The organism is Streptomyces sp. NPDC001668 (genome assembly GCF_042893155.1).
GTDB lineage: Bacteria > Actinomycetota > Actinomycetes > Streptomycetales > Streptomycetaceae > Streptomyces.
In genome coordinates, this window is sequence record NZ_JBIAUQ010000003.1 from 289,448 (window position 1) to 305,585 (window position 16,138).

The 16,138-nt window shown below is 70.6% G+C and carries 14 protein-coding genes and 1 pseudogene; 7 read left to right on the top strand and 8 right to left on the bottom strand.

Going from position 1 to position 16,138, the window contains the following annotated elements:
* Window positions 1-86 precede the first annotated feature (86 nt).
* The 5 genes from ACFYZ8_RS10955 to ACFYZ8_RS10975 all read right to left on the bottom strand — a co-directional run bounded on the left by ACFYZ8_RS10955 (window position 87) and on the right by ACFYZ8_RS10975 (window position 5,540).
* Complete coding sequence (locus ACFYZ8_RS10955; protein WP_359033442.1) at window positions 87-1,475, bottom strand: cytochrome; 1,389 nt, start codon at window positions 1,473-1,475, stop codon at window positions 87-89.
* Window positions 1,476-1,529: 54 nt separating this feature from the next.
* Window positions 1,530-3,770: a UvrD-helicase domain-containing protein gene (locus ACFYZ8_RS10960; protein WP_359033709.1), complete on the bottom strand. Its 2,241-nt coding sequence runs from the start codon at window positions 3,768-3,770 to the stop codon at window positions 1,530-1,532.
* A 180-nt stretch (window positions 3,771-3,950) separates the two neighbouring features.
* Window positions 3,951-4,265 (bottom strand): thioredoxin domain-containing protein, encoded by a 315-nt coding sequence (locus ACFYZ8_RS10965; RefSeq protein WP_359033711.1) that lies wholly within the window; start codon window positions 4,263-4,265, stop codon window positions 3,951-3,953.
* 14 nt (window positions 4,266-4,279) lie between these two features.
* The gene (locus ACFYZ8_RS10970) at window positions 4,280-4,708 is read right to left on the bottom strand and encodes a MerR family transcriptional regulator (RefSeq protein WP_388535060.1); all 429 of its coding nucleotides are present in this window, start codon (window positions 4,706-4,708) and stop codon (window positions 4,280-4,282) included.
* A gap of 175 nt (window positions 4,709-4,883) precedes the next feature.
* Entirely contained in the window at window positions 4,884-5,540 is a 657-nt protein-coding gene (locus ACFYZ8_RS10975; protein WP_359033444.1) for a maleylpyruvate isomerase family mycothiol-dependent enzyme, read from the bottom strand.
* Window positions 5,541-5,619: 79 nt separating this feature from the next.
* Between ACFYZ8_RS10975 and ACFYZ8_RS10980 the strand changes: the two are divergent.
* Window positions 5,620-6,057, top strand: a pseudogene (locus ACFYZ8_RS10980) (MarR family winged helix-turn-helix transcriptional regulator); the annotation flags it as partial.
* 67 nt (window positions 6,058-6,124) lie between these two features.
* Window positions 6,125-6,508, top strand: coding sequence for a hypothetical protein (locus ACFYZ8_RS10985; RefSeq protein ID WP_388534354.1), 384 nt, complete (start codon window positions 6,125-6,127; stop codon window positions 6,506-6,508).
* On the opposite strand, the gene ACFYZ8_RS10990 is transcribed toward ACFYZ8_RS10985, so the two are convergent.
* Both ACFYZ8_RS10990 and ACFYZ8_RS10995 read right to left on the bottom strand, forming a co-directional pair.
* A complete protein-coding gene (locus ACFYZ8_RS10990; protein WP_388534357.1) occupies window positions 6,474-7,271 on the bottom strand; it encodes a DUF2127 domain-containing protein in 798 nt (265 codons plus the stop codon). The two genes, ACFYZ8_RS10985 and ACFYZ8_RS10990, sit on opposite strands and share 35 nt — an antisense overlap.
* Before the next feature lie 76 nt (window positions 7,272-7,347).
* Window positions 7,348-9,018, bottom strand: coding sequence for an MFS transporter (locus ACFYZ8_RS10995; RefSeq protein WP_388534360.1), 1,671 nt, complete (start codon window positions 9,016-9,018; stop codon window positions 7,348-7,350).
* A gap of 121 nt (window positions 9,019-9,139) precedes the next feature.
* On the opposite strand from ACFYZ8_RS10995, the gene ACFYZ8_RS11000 reads away from it, so the two are divergent.
* Window positions 9,140-9,748, top strand: coding sequence for a TetR/AcrR family transcriptional regulator (locus ACFYZ8_RS11000; RefSeq protein ID WP_359033455.1), 609 nt, complete (start codon window positions 9,140-9,142; stop codon window positions 9,746-9,748).
* Window positions 9,749-9,880: 132 nt separating this feature from the next.
* Here the strand turns inward: ACFYZ8_RS11000 and ACFYZ8_RS11005 are convergent, their stop codons facing one another.
* A complete protein-coding gene (locus ACFYZ8_RS11005) occupies window positions 9,881-11,287 on the bottom strand; it encodes a cation:dicarboxylate symporter family transporter (RefSeq protein WP_359033715.1) in 1,407 nt (468 codons plus the stop codon).
* A 122-nt stretch (window positions 11,288-11,409) separates the two neighbouring features.
* Between ACFYZ8_RS11005 and ACFYZ8_RS11010 the strand changes: the two genes are divergently transcribed.
* From ACFYZ8_RS11010 to ACFYZ8_RS11025, 4 genes are all read left to right on the top strand, one after another.
* Entirely contained in the window at window positions 11,410-13,137 is a 1,728-nt protein-coding gene (locus ACFYZ8_RS11010) for an ATP-binding protein (RefSeq protein WP_388534363.1), read from the top strand.
* Window positions 13,134-13,820: a response regulator gene (locus ACFYZ8_RS11015; RefSeq protein WP_359033461.1), complete on the top strand. Its 687-nt coding sequence runs from the start codon at window positions 13,134-13,136 to the stop codon at window positions 13,818-13,820. Before ACFYZ8_RS11010 ends, ACFYZ8_RS11015 begins: the two co-directional genes overlap by 4 nt.
* Before the next feature lie 98 nt (window positions 13,821-13,918).
* Complete coding sequence (locus ACFYZ8_RS11020; protein ID WP_388534367.1) at window positions 13,919-15,280, top strand: extracellular solute-binding protein; 1,362 nt, start codon at window positions 13,919-13,921, stop codon at window positions 15,278-15,280.
* Window positions 15,277-16,137: a carbohydrate ABC transporter permease gene (locus tag ACFYZ8_RS11025; RefSeq protein WP_388534370.1), complete on the top strand. Its 861-nt coding sequence runs from the start codon at window positions 15,277-15,279 to the stop codon at window positions 16,135-16,137. The genes ACFYZ8_RS11020 and ACFYZ8_RS11025 overlap by 4 nt, the downstream gene beginning before the upstream one ends.
* Window position 16,138: the final 1 nt, after the last annotated feature.

A 16,138-nucleotide genomic window follows, 5' to 3' on the forward strand; every position in this document is an offset into this window, starting at 1 on the left:
GAGGCGTGGGGCGGACCTCTTCCTCGAACGCCGGGCGGGCTCGCATCAGCCCGTCCGGCGTTCGAGGAGCGGGGGTCGAAGAACTCTCAGCGCCCGACGAACATCAGCTTGCGCAGGATCGCCAGCAACCCGCGGGATTCGTGCTCCGTCGCCGGAGCAGCCAACGACGCCGTACGCCGGGGCACGGCCGACGCCCCTGTCCCCAACTCATACCGAACCGGCAACAACCGCAACCCCCGCACCACCGGCCCCGACCGCCACGGCAACTGGTCCGGCGGCAGGGTCAGCTCCGCCCGGACGAAGTGATCCAGCACCCTCCCCACCGCGGTCGCCACGATCGTCCCGCCCAACTCCCGGGCCGCACTGGGACATTGGTGCACCCCCGCCCCCCACCCCAGATGCGCCCGCGTGGACACCGTCGACCCCACCAGGTGCGAGGAGCTGATCGCCAGCAGGTCACGGTGAGCGGCCGCGGCGGAGGGCGACACCGCGTCCCCCGCCCGCACCCACGCCTCCCCCAGCCGCACGTCCCGCGCCGCGAACCGGAAGCACATGTTGGCCACCGGAGGGTTCGCAAGGGCCGCCCGGTTGACCGTCTCGCCGAGCTGCCCCGCCGACAGGCTGCGCCGGACCGTCGCGTTCCCCCGCAGCACCTCCAGCAGGGTGTTGAGCACCATGTTCCCGGTGATGTCGTTCAGGTACACGGCGTTCATGAACAGCTCCCGCCCGAGCTGCTCGTCGCTCAGCGACGGATCCGCGAGCAGCATGTAGGAGGTGAGGTCGTCGCCCGGCAGGGCCCTGCGGTGCTCGGCGAGCCGGGTGAACGCCCCCAGCGCACGCGCCGTCGCCGGTCCCGAGTCCGGTCCGCCGTCCAGCATCCGCCACAGGTCCATGACCAGCTCGTCGCCCAACTCCACGGGACAGCCGAACAGTCTGGTCGTGACCATGAGCAGCAGCGGCCGCGTGTACTGGGCCCCGAGGTCGGCGAAACCCGACCTGCCCGACTCCGCGGCCAGCATCCCGACCAGTTCGTCCGCGTACCGGGCGACGGCGGTGCGCAGTCCCCACCCCTCCGGGCTCCGCGCGTCCTGGAAAGGGCTCAGCGCCGAGTGATGGGTGCGCCGGGCCGCCAGATGCTCCTCGTCGTCCATGAACATCGTCTGCCGTACCTCGTAACCGGCCAGCAGCGGCCAGTCGCGCGGCAGCCGCCCCTCCGCCCGTGCCCGCCAGTACCGGACGTCCCGCCGCCACAGGTTCTCGTTCCGCAGTACCTCGGTGACCTCGGTGTAGCCGAGCACCAGCCACACCGGCACCCCCATCAGACCGACCGGCGCGACCGGCCCGTAGGTGCCGCGCAGCCGTTCGTACACCGCCCCGGGGTCGACGTCGAACTCGGCGGTGAGCAGCGGCTCGACGGGCAGCGACCCGAGGGTGGGGCCGTCGGCCGGCGGGGTCGCGTGCGATTGGGCTTCCATACGCACACGCATACCGCACCGGCCGTGCACACGCAGTGACCATGGCGTGAACTGTTACGCCCCGGTGATGTGTGGGACGGATGTGTCGACCAGCGCCTTCGGCAGCCGGCCCGTGTGCAGCACCCCCAGCCGCTGGGTCGCCCGGGTCAGCGCCACGTACAGGTCGCTCGTGCCGTACAGCCCCGGCTCGACCACGAGCACGGAGTCGAATTCGAGCCCCTTGGACTGCCGGGGGTCGAGGAGTACGACGGTCCTGGTCAGGTCGGGTTCGGCGCCCGCCGTCACTCCGTCGAGGCGGGCCGCCAGCCTGCGGTGCAGATGGCGGGGGGCGATGACGGCGAGGCGCCCCTCGGCGGGGGTCAGCTCCTTCACGGCCTCGGCGACCGCGCCGGGCAGGTCGTCGGTGGCGCGCACCCATGGCCGTACGCCGGTGGAACGGACCGAACTCGGCGGCTCGAAACCGGGGTTCTCCGCGCGCACCACCGCCGCCGCCAGGTCCATGATCTCGGCGGGCGTACGGTAGTTGACGCCCAGCCGGGTGTGCTCCCAGCGGTCCTGGACGTACGGCTGGAGGATCTCCTGCCACGAACCCACGCCCGCCGCCTCCGCCGTCTGCGCCGGGTCGCCGACCAGGGTCATCGAGCGGGTGGGACTGCGACGCATGAGCAACCGCCAGGCCATCGGGGACAGTTCCTGCGCCTCGTCGACGATGATGTGCCCGAAGGCCCAGGTGCGGTCGGCCGCCGCGCGCTCGGCGGCGCTGCGGTGGTCGTCCTCCTCCTGGCGTTCGGCGAACCGTTCGGCGTCGATGATGTCGTGCGCGGACAGGACCTCGGAGTCCTCCTCGTCCTTGTCGTCGAACTCGTAGGTGCGCGAGGCGTAGGACACGTCAAGGACGCCCTGTGCGTACGCGACCTGGGACTCGCGCTCGCGCTCGGCCCGGGCCCGCGCCAACCGCTCGTCCACACCGAGGAGTTCGGCCGCCTCGTCGAGCAGGGGCACGTCCGCCACGGTCCAGCCCCGGGTCACCGGACGGCGGATCGCGGCCGCGTCCTCGTCGGGGAGGTAGCCGACGGGGTCGGCGAGGAAGTCGGCGACCAGCCGCTGCGGGGTCAGGCGCGGCCACAACTGGTCGATGGCGGCCCAGACCTCGGGGTTCTCGGCGAGTTCGTCGCGGATCTGGGTGATGTCGCTCGGGTCCAGCAGGTTGGTCCCGTCGAAGGGGTCCGTGCCGATGCGTTCGGCGACCATGTCGGTGAGCGTGTTGAGGATGTGGCCCTCGAAGTGCTCCCGGGCCACGTTGTGCGGCAGCCGGGCGGCACGCGTCTTCTCGCGGGCGACCTTGACCAGCCCGTCGTCGAGCATCAGGATCTCGCGGTCGTGCTCGATCGCGATCACCGGGTCGGGCAGCGCCTGCCAGTCGCGTACGACGTCGGCGAGGACGTCCGCCATGGCGGCGCGCCCCTTCACCGCGGCCGCGGCACGGCTGTCGGTCGCCGTCGCCTTCACACCGGGGAAGAGCTCCCCGACCGTCGCGAGCAGCACGCCCGTCTCGCCCAGCGAGGGCAGCACCTCACCGATGTAGCCGAGGAAGGCCGGGTTGGGGCCGACGATGAGCACGGCCCGCTTGGCGAGCAGCTCCCGGTGCTCGTAGAGGAGATACGCGGCCCGGTGCAGGGCGACGGCGGTCTTGCCGGTGCCCGGTCCGCCCTCGACCACCAGGACCCCGCGGTGGGGTGCGCGGATGATCTCGTCCTGCTCGGCCTGGATGGTCTGCACGATGTCGCTCATGCGGCCGGTGCGCGCGGAGTTGAGGGCGGCGAGCAGGACGGCGTCGCCGGTCGGGTCCTCGTGGCCGGTGCGTTCCTGGTCGCCGAGGTCGAGGATCTCGTCGTGCAGGTCGGTCACCCGGCGGCCCTCGGTACCGATGTGCCGGCGGCGGCGCAGGCCCATCGGGGTGTGACCGGTGGCCAGGTAGAAGGGGCGGGCGACGTCGGCCCGCCAGTCGATGAGGATCGGAGTGCGTTCGGCGTCCTCGGTGCGCAGGCCGATCCGGCCGATGTGGTGCGTGGTGCCGGAGGTGAGGTCGATCCGGCCGAAGCAGAGGGAGCCGTCGACGGCGTTCAGCGCGGCCAGCAGCCCGGAGCGCTCGGCGACCAGGATGTCCCGCTCGAGGCGGGCCTGCATGGGGGTGTTGCCCTGGGCGAGCGCGTCCGTGACGGAGGCCTCGGTGTCGCCGCGCAGGGCGTCCACATGTGCGTACAGCCCGTCGATGAATTCCTGTTCCTGCCGCAATTCATCGTCCGGAAAACCGGTGTTTGACAATTCCACTCCCGCCCGGATATACTGTGCTCACTGAACTTCTTTACGACTACTGCTTTTATGGGCACAGCAGTGAAGTCGCGAATCATTGAATATACGCAGAGAAATCCCCCGGGCGCAATCGCCCGGGGGATTTCTCTGTATTGGCTCAGCTCACAGGACGTCGCTCAGTTCCTCCAGCAGCCGTCGCTTGGGCCGCGCCCCCACCATCGACCGCACCGGCTCCCCACCCCGGAACACCATGAAGGTGGGCATCGACAGCACCTTGTAGGCGTTCGTGGTCAGCGGATTGGTGTCGACGTCCAGCTGCACCACCCTGAGCCGCTCGCCCTCCTCCGCGGCGAGAGCCGTGAGCACCGGCCCCATCTGCCGGCACGGCGGACACCAGTCGGCGGTGAACTCCACCAGCACCGGCAGCTCCGACGCCAGCACCTCCGCCTCGAAGTCCGCGTCCGTCACCTCGGCCACACCCGCTGCCCTGATCACCTGTGATCCCCTCCCAGTTCGCACACCGGCTCCGGTCCGCCCGGAACCTCCGCGTCGGCGGCCAGCTCGGCACGCGCCCGCTCGGCCCGCTCCAGCTGCTGCCCGACCTGGGCGCGCACGGCCTGCAACTCGCCGATCAGCGTGTCCAGTTCACCGAGCTTGCGCCGGTAGACCGCGAGCGACGCCGGGCACGAGTCACCCTCGGGGTGACCGGCCCGCAGACACTCCACGAACGGCCGCGTCTCCTCCAGGTCGAACCCGAAGTCCTGGAGCGTCCGGATCTGCCGGAGCAGCTTCAGGTCGTCCTCGTCGTAGGTCCGGTAGCCGTTGTGGCCGCGCCGCGCGGGCAGCAGGCCCCGCGCCTCGTAGTAGCGCAGCGTCCGCGTCGTGGTCCCGGCCCGTGCGGCCAGCTCGCCGATTCGCATGTCCACGAACCTAGTCCTTGACGCCGACGTCAAGGCAAGGACGGTTTGCTCCGCAGCCGGGAGCCCGGCTCCTCGATTCCCGTCACGGACAGGGCAGGGGCAGGCGGAAAATCCCGACGGCGAACGCCGGCACCGCGAGGCACTCCACGGGGGCCCGCCCAGGCCCCGCCCCCCGTCACCGGGAAGCCGTGACCCCCGTCCACGGCTCCCCGGTGCGTTCGGCCCACTCCCGGGCCGCTTCCGGGCGGCCGGTGAGCAGCAGCAGGAGGGAGGTGATCGGACCGCGGATCTCCTCCCCCGCCCCGCGGGTCCAGTCGATGTCGGTGGCGGCCAGCCGGGCCTTCGGCAGGGGCCAGGGGCGTGGCGGGAACCGCATGGTCCACACCCGCTCGGCGGCGTCACGGGCGGCCACCGGCGGCACCGCGCGCTCGCGGCCCAGGGCGAGGGCGATGTCCTGGCCGTGGACGAGGAGGTCGAGGAGGGGTTCGTGGGGGGAGGTGGTCGGTGCGAGGCGGCGGGAACCGATGATCGAGCGCAGGTTCGCGACGATCTCCGTGGTCGGCAGCCCTGCCTCACGGACCGCCGAGTCATGGATCATCCGGTTCCAGTCCCCCCGGGCGCGGACCATCTCCCGGACGACCTGGCCAAAGGAGAAGCGCGCCGCGATCGTCAGGTGCGCGGCGACATCCCTGACCCGCCAGTCCCCGCACCGCGTCCGCGTCTCCCACTGCTCGGGGCTCAGCCCCTCCAGCAGGTCGGCCAGGCTCGCCCGCTCCCGGTCGGCGATCTGCCAGAGCTCGTCGGTGTCCAGCACTGCACCCACGGGAATCACCCACTCAAGTGGTAAGCTTCTCTGACCAAAGTAGTCAGAGACTCTGACCAATGTCAAGCAGTGCGAGGGAGCGTCGACCATGGTGACGGAGAGCGAGCTCAACACGGGGCTGCTCCTGTTCCTGCCGTACCGGGCCCTGGAGAATCGAATCTTCGCCGCGCTCGCGGAAGCCGGCTTCGACGACTTCACGCCCGCCCAGGCCCGGGTCATGCAGCGGATCGGCCCCGACGGCACCCGGCTGACGGAACTGGCCGAGCAGGCCCAGATCACCAAGCAGACCGCCGGCTTCCTGGTCGACCAGCTGGAGAAGGCGGGCTACGTCACCCGCGTCCCGGACCCGACCGACAAGCGGGCCCGGCTGGTGCGCGGCGCGGCGAAGGCGTGGGCGGCGAAGGAGGTCGCGGACGGGGTGGTCGCGGAGGTGGAGAAGGAGTGGCGGGAACACCTCGGTGCGCGTCGTATGAAGCAGCTGCGCGAGGCGCTGACCCTGCTCCGGGAGATCACGGATCCGTGGGCCCAGGGTGTGGCTCGGAGCAGATACAGGGAGGGCACCGTTGACGACCCCGGCGTGGTGGGAAGAACTGGTGGGCGTTCATGAGGTCCTGGCGGAGGCCGACCGTGCCGAGATCCAGGGCTGGCGCGGCCCCGCGGCACAGGAGGGCGACGACGACGTCCCGCCCCTCACCGTCCGGCTGGGCACGCTCGGACGCGTCTTCGCCGAGCACTCGGCCGGCTTCACCCCGGAACAGACCCGGCGGCTGTTCCGGCTCCTGGAGGAGATTCAGGTGAACGACGGCGGGCGATACGCGAACGCCGTCGCCACCGGCTTCTTCGAGGCTCTGCTCAACGCCTGGGACAACGGCTTCGACCTGCGCTCCGTCTGGCCCGCCCTCGGCCCGGACTCGCGCGCCCACTGCCGCGCCTGGAACGACTTCACCGCTGTCGAGACCCCTGACTGGATGCGCTGAGCTCACGCAGTCCGCCGGCCTCCTCCACCTCCAGGAGCGACGCGCTCTGCCGTTCCTCCTCGAAGGCGCGGTGGCCGCCGCGCAGGCCGAACAGGCGCTTGGCCAGGAGGATGTAGAGAACGGCGAGGATGTTGAGGAACAGCGTGGCGATCTTCAACCAGCTGACGCGCTCGGTGAGTTCGTAGATCTCCAGCGGGAGGAAGGCGGCGGTCGCGACCACCGTCAGGTACTCCGCCCAGCGCTTGGCGTACCAGAGTCCGACCGCCTCGACGAGTTCGATCAGGGCGTACGCCAGCAGCAGCACGGCCACCAGGACCAGGGTGTTGTGCTTGTACCCGAACGTCTTCTGGACGGTGTCGACGATCGGCGAGTGGTCGAGGTCGTAGTGGAAGTGCTTGAACACCGGCCGGAAGACGTCCAGATACTCGTCGAAGAGCCGGCGCACCGCGTCCTGGCTGTTGCTGAACTTCCACACCGCCACCGCGGCCAGCACGATGAACACCCCGCGCACCGCCCGCTCCAGCGCGAGGAAGCGCAGCACGAACAGGTCCCTGAGCACCTTGCCGCGCGGCACGAGGGGCGCGTGGTCCGCGGGGCCCGAGCCGTGCGGCTCACCGAGGGCGAAGTCGCCGCAGCGCAGGCAGCGCCACGCCCCGCCCAGGGCGGTCTCGGCGTGCAGCCGCTCCCTGAGGCGGGGTTCGTCCGGCGCGTAGGTCACATGGCCGCGGCGCGCACAGGTCCGCCGGTCCCAGTCGATCTTCATCCCCCGTGTGCCTCCGATGGAAAAGCGTGCCGTCCGGGGACGGCACGCTAGTGGGGCCGGGTAAGAATCCGGTGAGTCAGCGGGTGCCGACCAGCTCCTTCCCCTCCTCGGCCCGAGCAGCCGGTTCGGCGGGCTTCCGGCCCGGCAGCAGCACCGCCACCAGAACCGTCCCGACGCCCAGCACGATCGCCCCGATCAGGCTGGTGTGCGCCACCGCGTCCGAGAAGGAGGAGCCCACCGCGTCGGCCATCTGCCGGGCGCCGTCGGCGAGTTGGCCCGCCTGCGCCTTCAGCTGGGCCGCCTGCTGGGGGTCGGTGGCCTTCGCGGCCCGGGCGGCGGCCTGCTGGGCCTTCTCGCCGATGCCCTGCGCGACCGTGTACCCGGCGCCCACCGAGTCCTGCGCCGCGTCCAGCGTCGAGGCGGGGAGCTGGCTCCCGGCGGTGGCGTCGGAGAGGTGGTCCGAGTAGGAGGTCGCCAGCAGCGAGCCGAGGATCGCGATGCCGAGCGAACCGCCGAGTTCGATCGAGGTGTCGTTCACCGCGCCGCCGACGCCCAGCTCGGACTCGGGGAAGGCCCCCATGATCGCGTCCGTGGCGGGCGAGAGGGCGAGGCCGATCGCCAGGCCCAGCACCATGAGGGGCGCGACGAAATCGCCGTACGACGAACCCGCGTCGACCCGGGTGAGCAGTGCGAGGGCCGCCGTGCCGCCGACCATGCCCGCGGTGACCGTCCACTTCATGCCGACCCGCGGGGTGAGGAACCCGGTCAGGGCCGAGCCGACGAAGACCGCGCCGGCGAGCGGCAGCATGCGCAGGCCGGTCTCCAGGGCGCTGTAGCCGAGGACGAACTGGAGGTGCTGGGTGAGGTAGTAGAAGGCGCCGAAGACGGCCAGGAAGAACAGGGCGACGGCGAGGTTGGAGCCGGCGAAGCCGCGGTCGGTGAAGCGGCGGACGTCGATCACGGGGCGCGGGTGGCGGAGCTCCCACCCGATGAACAGCGCGAGGCCGACGCCCGCCACCACCGCGGCGGCCACGGCCTTGACGTGCCAGCCGAAGTGCGGGCCCTCGATGATCATGTAGACCAGCGCGCCGATCCAGACCACCGACAGCAGGCCGCCGACGTAGTCGATACGGCCGTGCTTCGCGGCCTTGGACGGCGGGACGAGGACGAGGGCGGCCACGATCGCCACGGCGGCGATGGGGACGTTGATCAGGAACGTCGAGGTCCAGGCGTGGTGCTCCAGCAGTGCGCCCGCGACCAGCGGACCGGCCGCGATCGCGACGCCGGAGGTGGCGGTCCACACCGTGATCGCCTTGGCACGCTCACCGCGCGGGAAGGTCGCGGCGAGCAGGGACAGCGTCGCCGGCATGATCATGGCGGCGCCGGTGCCCATCACCGCGCGGGCCGCGATGACCGTCGTGGCGCTGTCGGCGAGGAAGCCGAAGACCGCGCCGCCGCCGAACACTCCGAGCCCCAGCAGCAGCGCGCCGCGGCGGCTGTACTTGTCGCCGATCGCGCCGAACAGCAGCATCAGCGCGGCGTAGGGGACGGTGTAGCCGTCGATGACCCACTGGAGGTCGGCGCTGGACAGGCCGAGGTCCTGGGTCATGTCGGGGGCCGCGACCGTGAGGGCGGTGTTGGCCATCACGATGATCAGCAGGCTGAGGCAGAGGACGAGTAGTGCCCACCAGCGGCGGGCGTAGGGGCGCTCCATCTTCTCGACCGGTTCGGTCATGACGAGTCGCATGGCAGGGGTGGCCTTCCTCAGCTTGTCATTGCACAGTCATGTGCACTTGCTCAGCACTGTGCAATGTACGCTTGCTGCACAACACTGTGCAAGTCCAGCCGGGAGGGGCACAATGGCGGCCATGACCACGGGCCACTCCAGCCGCGCCGACGCCAACCGCCGCCGCATCCTCGACGTCGCACTCGCCGAGCTGCTGCGCGACCCCGACGCGTCCATGGACCAGATCGCGCGCGCCGCGGGCGTCGTACGACGGACCGTGTACGGCCACTTCCCCAGCCGCGAGGCACTGATCGGCACGCTCGTCGACGGTGCCGTGGAGGCGGTGGCGGCCGCCCACGCCGCGGGACGCGAGGGCACCGAGGACCTGGCCCAGGCCGTGGCGGGCTCCGTGCTCGCGGTCTGGAAGGTCGCCGACCGCTATCGGATCCTGGTCGCCCTCGCCCAGCGCAGCGTCACCGTGCAGGGCATCCGCGAGCGCCTCGCCCCCGTCCGCGCCGCCTGCACTGAACTGCTCCAGCGCGGCCTGGACGAGGGCGTCTTCGTCTCGGCCCTGCCCGCGCCCGCGCTGGCGTACGTGCACGAGCAGATGATGTTCGCGGTGATGGAGGCGGTGAACGACGGGCTGCTGGACGCGGAAGAGGCGGGCCGCTCCGCCGCGGTCACCGTTCTGACCGCGGCGGGCGTACCCGCCTCTCTGGCCACCGCGCTGGTGGCGAAACTGAGCGACTGAACCTTTCGGGAAGGGGGCCGGGCGGCCGAGCTACGGGGGAGTACTCGGCCGCCCGGGGCGGGAGCCGGGCCCGGGTTCAGGTCGGGCCCGGCTCGGCTCTGCGTGGCCCTACGGCCACTGCTGTCCGGCCGCTCAGGCCTTGGCCAGCTCCTTCTCGCCGCCCTGCTCCGGGATGTCCGCCGCCGGGGTCTCCTCGTCGTGGTCGAGGAGCGTCGTCTCGTCGAAGGGCAGGTGACCGGCGAGCACCTGGTCGACGCGCTCGCGGTCGATCTCCTTGGTCCAGGTGCCGATCAGGACGGTGGCGACGGCGTTGCCCGCGAAGTTGGTCAGGGCGCGCGCCTCGCTCATGAAGCGGTCGATGCCGACGATCAGGCCGATGCCGTCCACCAGGGCGGGCTTGTGCGACTGGAGACCGCCGGCCAGGGTCGCGAGACCGGCGCCGGTGACACCGGCGGCGCCCTTCGAGGCGACGAACAGGAAGAGCAGCAGCGGGATCTGCTCGCCGATCGACATCGGCGTGCCCATGGCGTCGGCGATGAACAGCGAGGACATGGTCATGTAGATCATGGTGCCGTCGAGGTTGAACGAGTAGCCGGTCGGGATGGTGATGCCGACCACCGGCTTGCTGACACCCAGGTGCTCCATCTTCGCGATGATCCGCGGCAGCGCGGACTCGGAGGACGAGGTCGACAGGATCAGCAGGAACTCGCGGCCCAGGTACTTGAAGAGCGTGAGGATGTTCAGGCCCGCGACGATCCGCAGCAGGGCGCCGAGCACGATGAAGACGAACAGGAAGCAGGTGATGTAGAAGCCGACCATCAGCAGCGCGAGATCCTTGAGCGCGTCCACGCCCGCGGAGCCGACGACGGCGGCCATCGCGCCGAAGGCGCCGACCGGGGCGGCCCACATCACCATGGCGAGGACCCGGAAGACCAGCCGCTGGATGTGCTCGACACCGCGCAGGACCGGCGCTCCGACCGGGCCCATGGCCTGCAGCGCGAACCCGACGAGCAGGGCGACCAGCAGGGTCTGGAGCACCTCGCCCTCGGTGAAGGCGGAGACGAAGGTCGTCGGGATGATGCCGAGCAGGAACTCGGTGGTGTCCTTGGCCTCCGCGCTGACCTGCGCATGGCCGGCGTCCTTGACCGCGTCGGTCACGGCGAGGCCGGTGCCCGGGTCCAGGATGTTGCCGACGACCAGGCCGATGCCCAGCGCGACCAGCGACATGATCATGAAGTAGAGGAGCGCGATACCACCGACGGCGCCGACCTTGGCGGCCTTCCGTACCGAACCGATACCGAGCACGATCGTGCAGAAGATGATCGGCGAGATCATCATCTTGATCAGGTTCACGAACCCGGTGCCGATCGGCTTCAGCTCGACCGCGAAGTCGGGTGCGACCAGGCCGACGGTGATGCCGAGGGCAACCGCGATGATCACCGCGATGTACAGGTAGTGCGTGCGGTCCTTTTTGACTGCGGGTGCCGTATCGGGGGTGCTGGCGGCCACGGCTGCCCTCCTTGACGTCGTCGTCGGCATGACCGGCGTGCGGCTCACGTCCGGGCTTTTGAAGGAATGCCAGTGACTATCTCCCGCCCTGTGAGAGCGGTCACCCTTCCGTTCATTTAGTTCACAATCAGCCAGGGAGGCAGACTGACGACATGCGCATACCCGTACCGAGACCCCGCAGCCTCGCGGCCCAGCTCTTCGCCATGCAGGCCGTGCTGATCGCCGTGGTCGTGGCGGGGTACGCGCTGTTCACGTACGTCAGTGACCGGGCGCAGGCCGAGGACGCGGCGCGGGTTCAGGCCAAGGCCGTGGCGCGGGCGGTCGCGGACTCGCCGTCCGTGCGGGAGGCGATCGGCACGCCGGATCCGACGGCCCGGCTCCAGCCGTACGCGCTCAGGGTGATGGCCGACACCGACGTCGACTTCGTCACGATCATGAGCCCGCGGGGCATCCGCTGGACCCACCCCGACGAGAAGCAGATCGGCAAGCACTTCCTCGGCAACACCGAGCGGGCGCTCAAGGGCCACACCTTCACGGAGACCTACAAGGGCACCCTCGGCTACTCCGTCCGCGCGGTCACCCCGGTCGAGGACGACAAGAAGCACGTCATCGGCCTGGTCAGCGCCGGCATCCAGGTCGAGAAGATCAGCGAGCGGGTGCAGGGCCAGCTCACCGCCCTGCTCGCCGTCGCGGGCAGCGCGCTCGCGCTCGGCGCCGTCGGGACGTACGTCGTCAACGCCCGCCTGCGCCGCCACACCCACGGCATGAACGCGGCCGAGCTCAGCCGCATGCACGACTACCACCAGGCCGCCCTGCACGCGGTACGCGAGGGGCTGCTGATGCTGGACGGGCAGTACCGTGTCGCGCTGATCAACGACGGTGGACGGGAGTTGCTGGGGGTGTCCCCGAAGGACAGGGTGATCGGGCGGTCGGTGGCGGACCTCGGGCTGCCCGCGCCGCTGACGGGTGCGCTGCTGTCCTCGCAGCCGCGGGTCGACGAGGTGCATCTGACGTCCACGCGGGTCCTGGTCGTCAACACTTCCCCGGTCTCCGGCGGGGAGCAGCGCGGCACCGTGGTCACCCTGCGCGATGTGACCGAACTCCAGTCCCTGATGGGCGAGTTGGACTCCGAGCGGGGCTTCACCCAGGCGCTGCGCTCCCAGGCCCACGAGGCGGCGAACCGGCTGCACACGGTCGTCTCCCTGATCGAACTGGGCCGCGCGGAGCAGGCGGTGGACTTCGCGACCGCCGAACTGGAGCTGGCGCAGGCGCTGACCGACCAGGTCGTCGCGGCGGTCGGCGAGCCCGTCCTGGCCGCCCTCCTGCTGGGCAAGACCGCGCAGGCGAACGAGCGGGGCGTGGAGCTGGTCGTGTCGGAGGACAGCCGGCTGGACGACGGGTTGCTGCCGGACAGCCTTCCCGCCCGGGACCTGGTCACGATCCTCGGCAACCTCATCGACAACGCGGTGGACGCGGCGCAGGGCAGCGTGCGGGCGCGGGTGACGGTGACGGCGTACGCGGAGGGCTCCGAGGACGCCGCCGACTCCGAGGGCTCCGAGGGACCCGGGCTGGTCCTGCGGGTCTCGGACACCGGCGCGGGCGTCGACCCGGCCCACGTCGAGACGGTCTTCCAGCGCGGCTTCTCGACGAAGCCGGCCGGGCCGGGCGGGCGGGGACTCGGCCTCGCGCTGGTACGGCAGACGGTCAACCGCTGCAAGGGCACGCTGACCGTGGCGGAGGCCGAGGGCGGCGGCGCCGAGTTCGAGGTACGGCTGCCCCTGGGGAGCGAACCGCGGGCTCCCGGGTCCGCCGCCACCGCTCGCGTGGACGCGGGCGCCACCGTCCCCGAAGGTGCCACGGTTCCCGGAGGGGACGTATGACCACTGAGCAGCCCATCCGTGTCCTGGTCGTCGAGGACGACCCGGTAGCCGCCGACGCGCACGTCATGTACGTCAACCGCGTCCCCGGCTTCACGGCCGTCGGCAAGGCCCACACCGGCGCCGAGGCCCGCCGTCTCCTGGACCGTACGGCCGTCGACCTGCTGCTGCTCGATCTGCACCTGCCGGACGGGCACGGCCTCCAGCTGGCCCGGCAGCTGCGCGCGGCCGGGCATCAGGCGGACGTGATAGCGGTGACGTCGGCCCGGGACCTGACGGTCGTGCGCGAGGGCGTCTCGCTGGGGGTCGTGCAGTACGTGCTGAAGCCGTTCACCTTCGCCACCCTGCGGGACCGGCTGATCCGGTACGCGGAGTTCCACGCGGCGGCCGGTGAGGCGAGCGGCCAGGACGAGGTGGACCGCGCTCTGGCCACGCTCCGGGCGCCGGGCCCGGCCGCCCTGCCCAAGGGACTCAGCGCGCCGACCCTGGAGCGGGTGACGGTGGCGCTGCGGGACTGCGCGGAGGGGCTCACGGCGACCGGTCTCGCCGAGGTGGTCGGCATATCCCGGATCACGGCCCGCCGTTACCTGGAGCACCTGGTCGACGCGGGCCGGGCGGCACGCAGTCCGCAGTACGGGACGGTGGGGCGGCCGGAGTTGCAGTACCGGTGGGTCAGGAACCCGTAAGTCCGAGCTGCTGCACGCTCATTGACGGGACTAGACCACTCCTCTTACGTTCACACGGCAGCCGTCCCGGCCACAACGACGTGAGCCCGTAGGAGGACATGCCCGTGCGCCCCACCGCCGTACTCCCCTCCCTGCTCGCCACCGCCCTCGCCGCGTCCGCCCTGACCGCCTGCGGCGGCGGTTCCGGCAGCGATCCGGACACCGTGAAGGTCTCCTACAAGCAGTCCACGGACAACTCGATCCATGTGATGGACGACTATCTCGCGGACATCAAGAAGCAGTTCGAGAAGGCGAACCCCGGCAAGAAGGTCGAGCTCGTCCCGATCAAGGCGCCGGACTCGGAGTACTACACCAAGCTCCAGCAGATGCTCCGCTCCGCGAAAACCGCGCCCGACCTGGTCTACGAGGACACCTTCCTCATCAACTCCGACATCACCAGCGGGTACTTGAAGCCGCTGGACGCCTATCTCGCCAAGTGGCCGGACTGGAACCGGTTCATCGACACCGCCAAGGCCGCGGCGAAGGCCGAGGACGGGAAGACGTACGGCGTGCCGGACGGGACGGACACCCGCGGGCTCTGGTTCGACAAGGGCATCTTCGCCAAGGCCGGCCTGCCCGCCGACTGGCAGCCGAAGACCTGGGACGAGGTCCTGGACGCGGCCCGCACCATCAAGCGCAGGGTCCCGGACGTGACGCCCCTGAACGTCTACACCGGCAAACCCGCGGGCGAGGCCGCCACCATGCAGGGCTTCGAGATGCTGCTCTACGGGACCGAGGACCGCCTGTACGACGAATCCGCCAAGAAGTGGATCGCCGGCAGCCAGGGCTTCAAGGACGCCCTGTCCTTCGTCGAGACGGTCTACCGGGAGAAGCTCGGCCCGGACGTCTCCACCGCCCTCGACCCCAACATCCAGACCATCGTCCGCGGGGACCTGCTCCCCAAGGGCAAGCTCGGCATCAACCTGGACGGCTCCTGGCTCCCGCAGGACTGGCTGCCCGGCAGCGGCCACGAATGGCCCGAGTGGTCCAGCGAGTTGGGGCTCGCGTACATGCCGACCCAGCACGGGCAGGCCCCCGGCAAGGTGAGCATGTCCGGCGGCTGGACCTGGGCGGTCCCGGCCAAGGCGGGCAACCCCGACCTCGCCTTCGAGTTCGTGAAGACCATGCAGACCAAGGCGAACGCCCAGAAGTGGTACGTCGCCAACTCGGGCATCTCGGTACGCGAGGACGTGGCCGAGGACCCGGCGTACGCCAAAGCCCAGCCCGGCATCAAGTTCTTCACCGACCTGGTCGCCAGCACCCACTACCGGCCCGCCTACCCGGCCTATCCGAAGGTCTCCACCGCGATCCAGGAGGCCATGGAGGGCGTGACGACCGGGGACGTCCCCGTCGAGGAGGCGGCCAAGGCCTACGACGACACCCTCAAGGAGGCCACGGACAACCAAGTGATCGACAAGTGAACCCGCGCTCCCTGACCCGTGCCCTGCCCCTCACTCCCGCCCTGGTGCTGCTGCTCCTCTTCCTCGCCGGGCCGATCGCCTACTGCGCGTGGATCGCCTTCACCGACCTGCAGTTGACGGGCCAGGCCGAGTCGTCCTTCGTCGGCTTCGAGAACTTCCGTACGGCCTTCCAGGACGAGGAGTTCCTCAACGCCGTATGGCTGACGCTGGTGTTCACGGTCGTGTCGTCGCTCGTCGGGCAGAACACCCTGGGCCTGGCCCTCGCTTCACTGATGCGGCGCGCCTCGAAGCCGGTGCGCACGCTCACCGGGGGCATCGTCATCACGGCGTGGGTGCTGCCGGAGGTGGTCGCGGGTTTCCTGCTCTACGCCTTCTTCCGCAGGGAGGGCACCCTGAACGCGCTGCTCGACCTGCTCCATCTCCCGTCCCAGAACTGGCTGTTCACCCTGCCGATCCTGGCGGTGTCCTTCGCGAACGTGTGGCGGGGGACGGCCTTCTCGATGCTGGTGTACACGGCCGCGCTGGGCGAGATCCCGAAGGAGATCACGGAGGCCGCCGAGGTCGACGGCGCGGGCGGCTGGCGCCGGCTGTGGCACATCACCCTGCCGATGATCCGGCGTTCCATCGGCACCAACCTGATGCTCAACACCCTTCAGACGCTGTCGGTGTTCGGGCTGATCTGGGTGATGACCCGGGGCGGTCCGGGCGACAGGAGCCAGACCCTGCCCCTGTTCATGTACGAACAGGCCTTCCAGAACAGCATGATCGGCTACGGCACCGCGGTGGCGCTGCTGCTGCTCCTGGTGGGGTCGCTCTTCTCCGTGGTCTACATGCGTCTGCTGCGGACGGAGGTGTGAG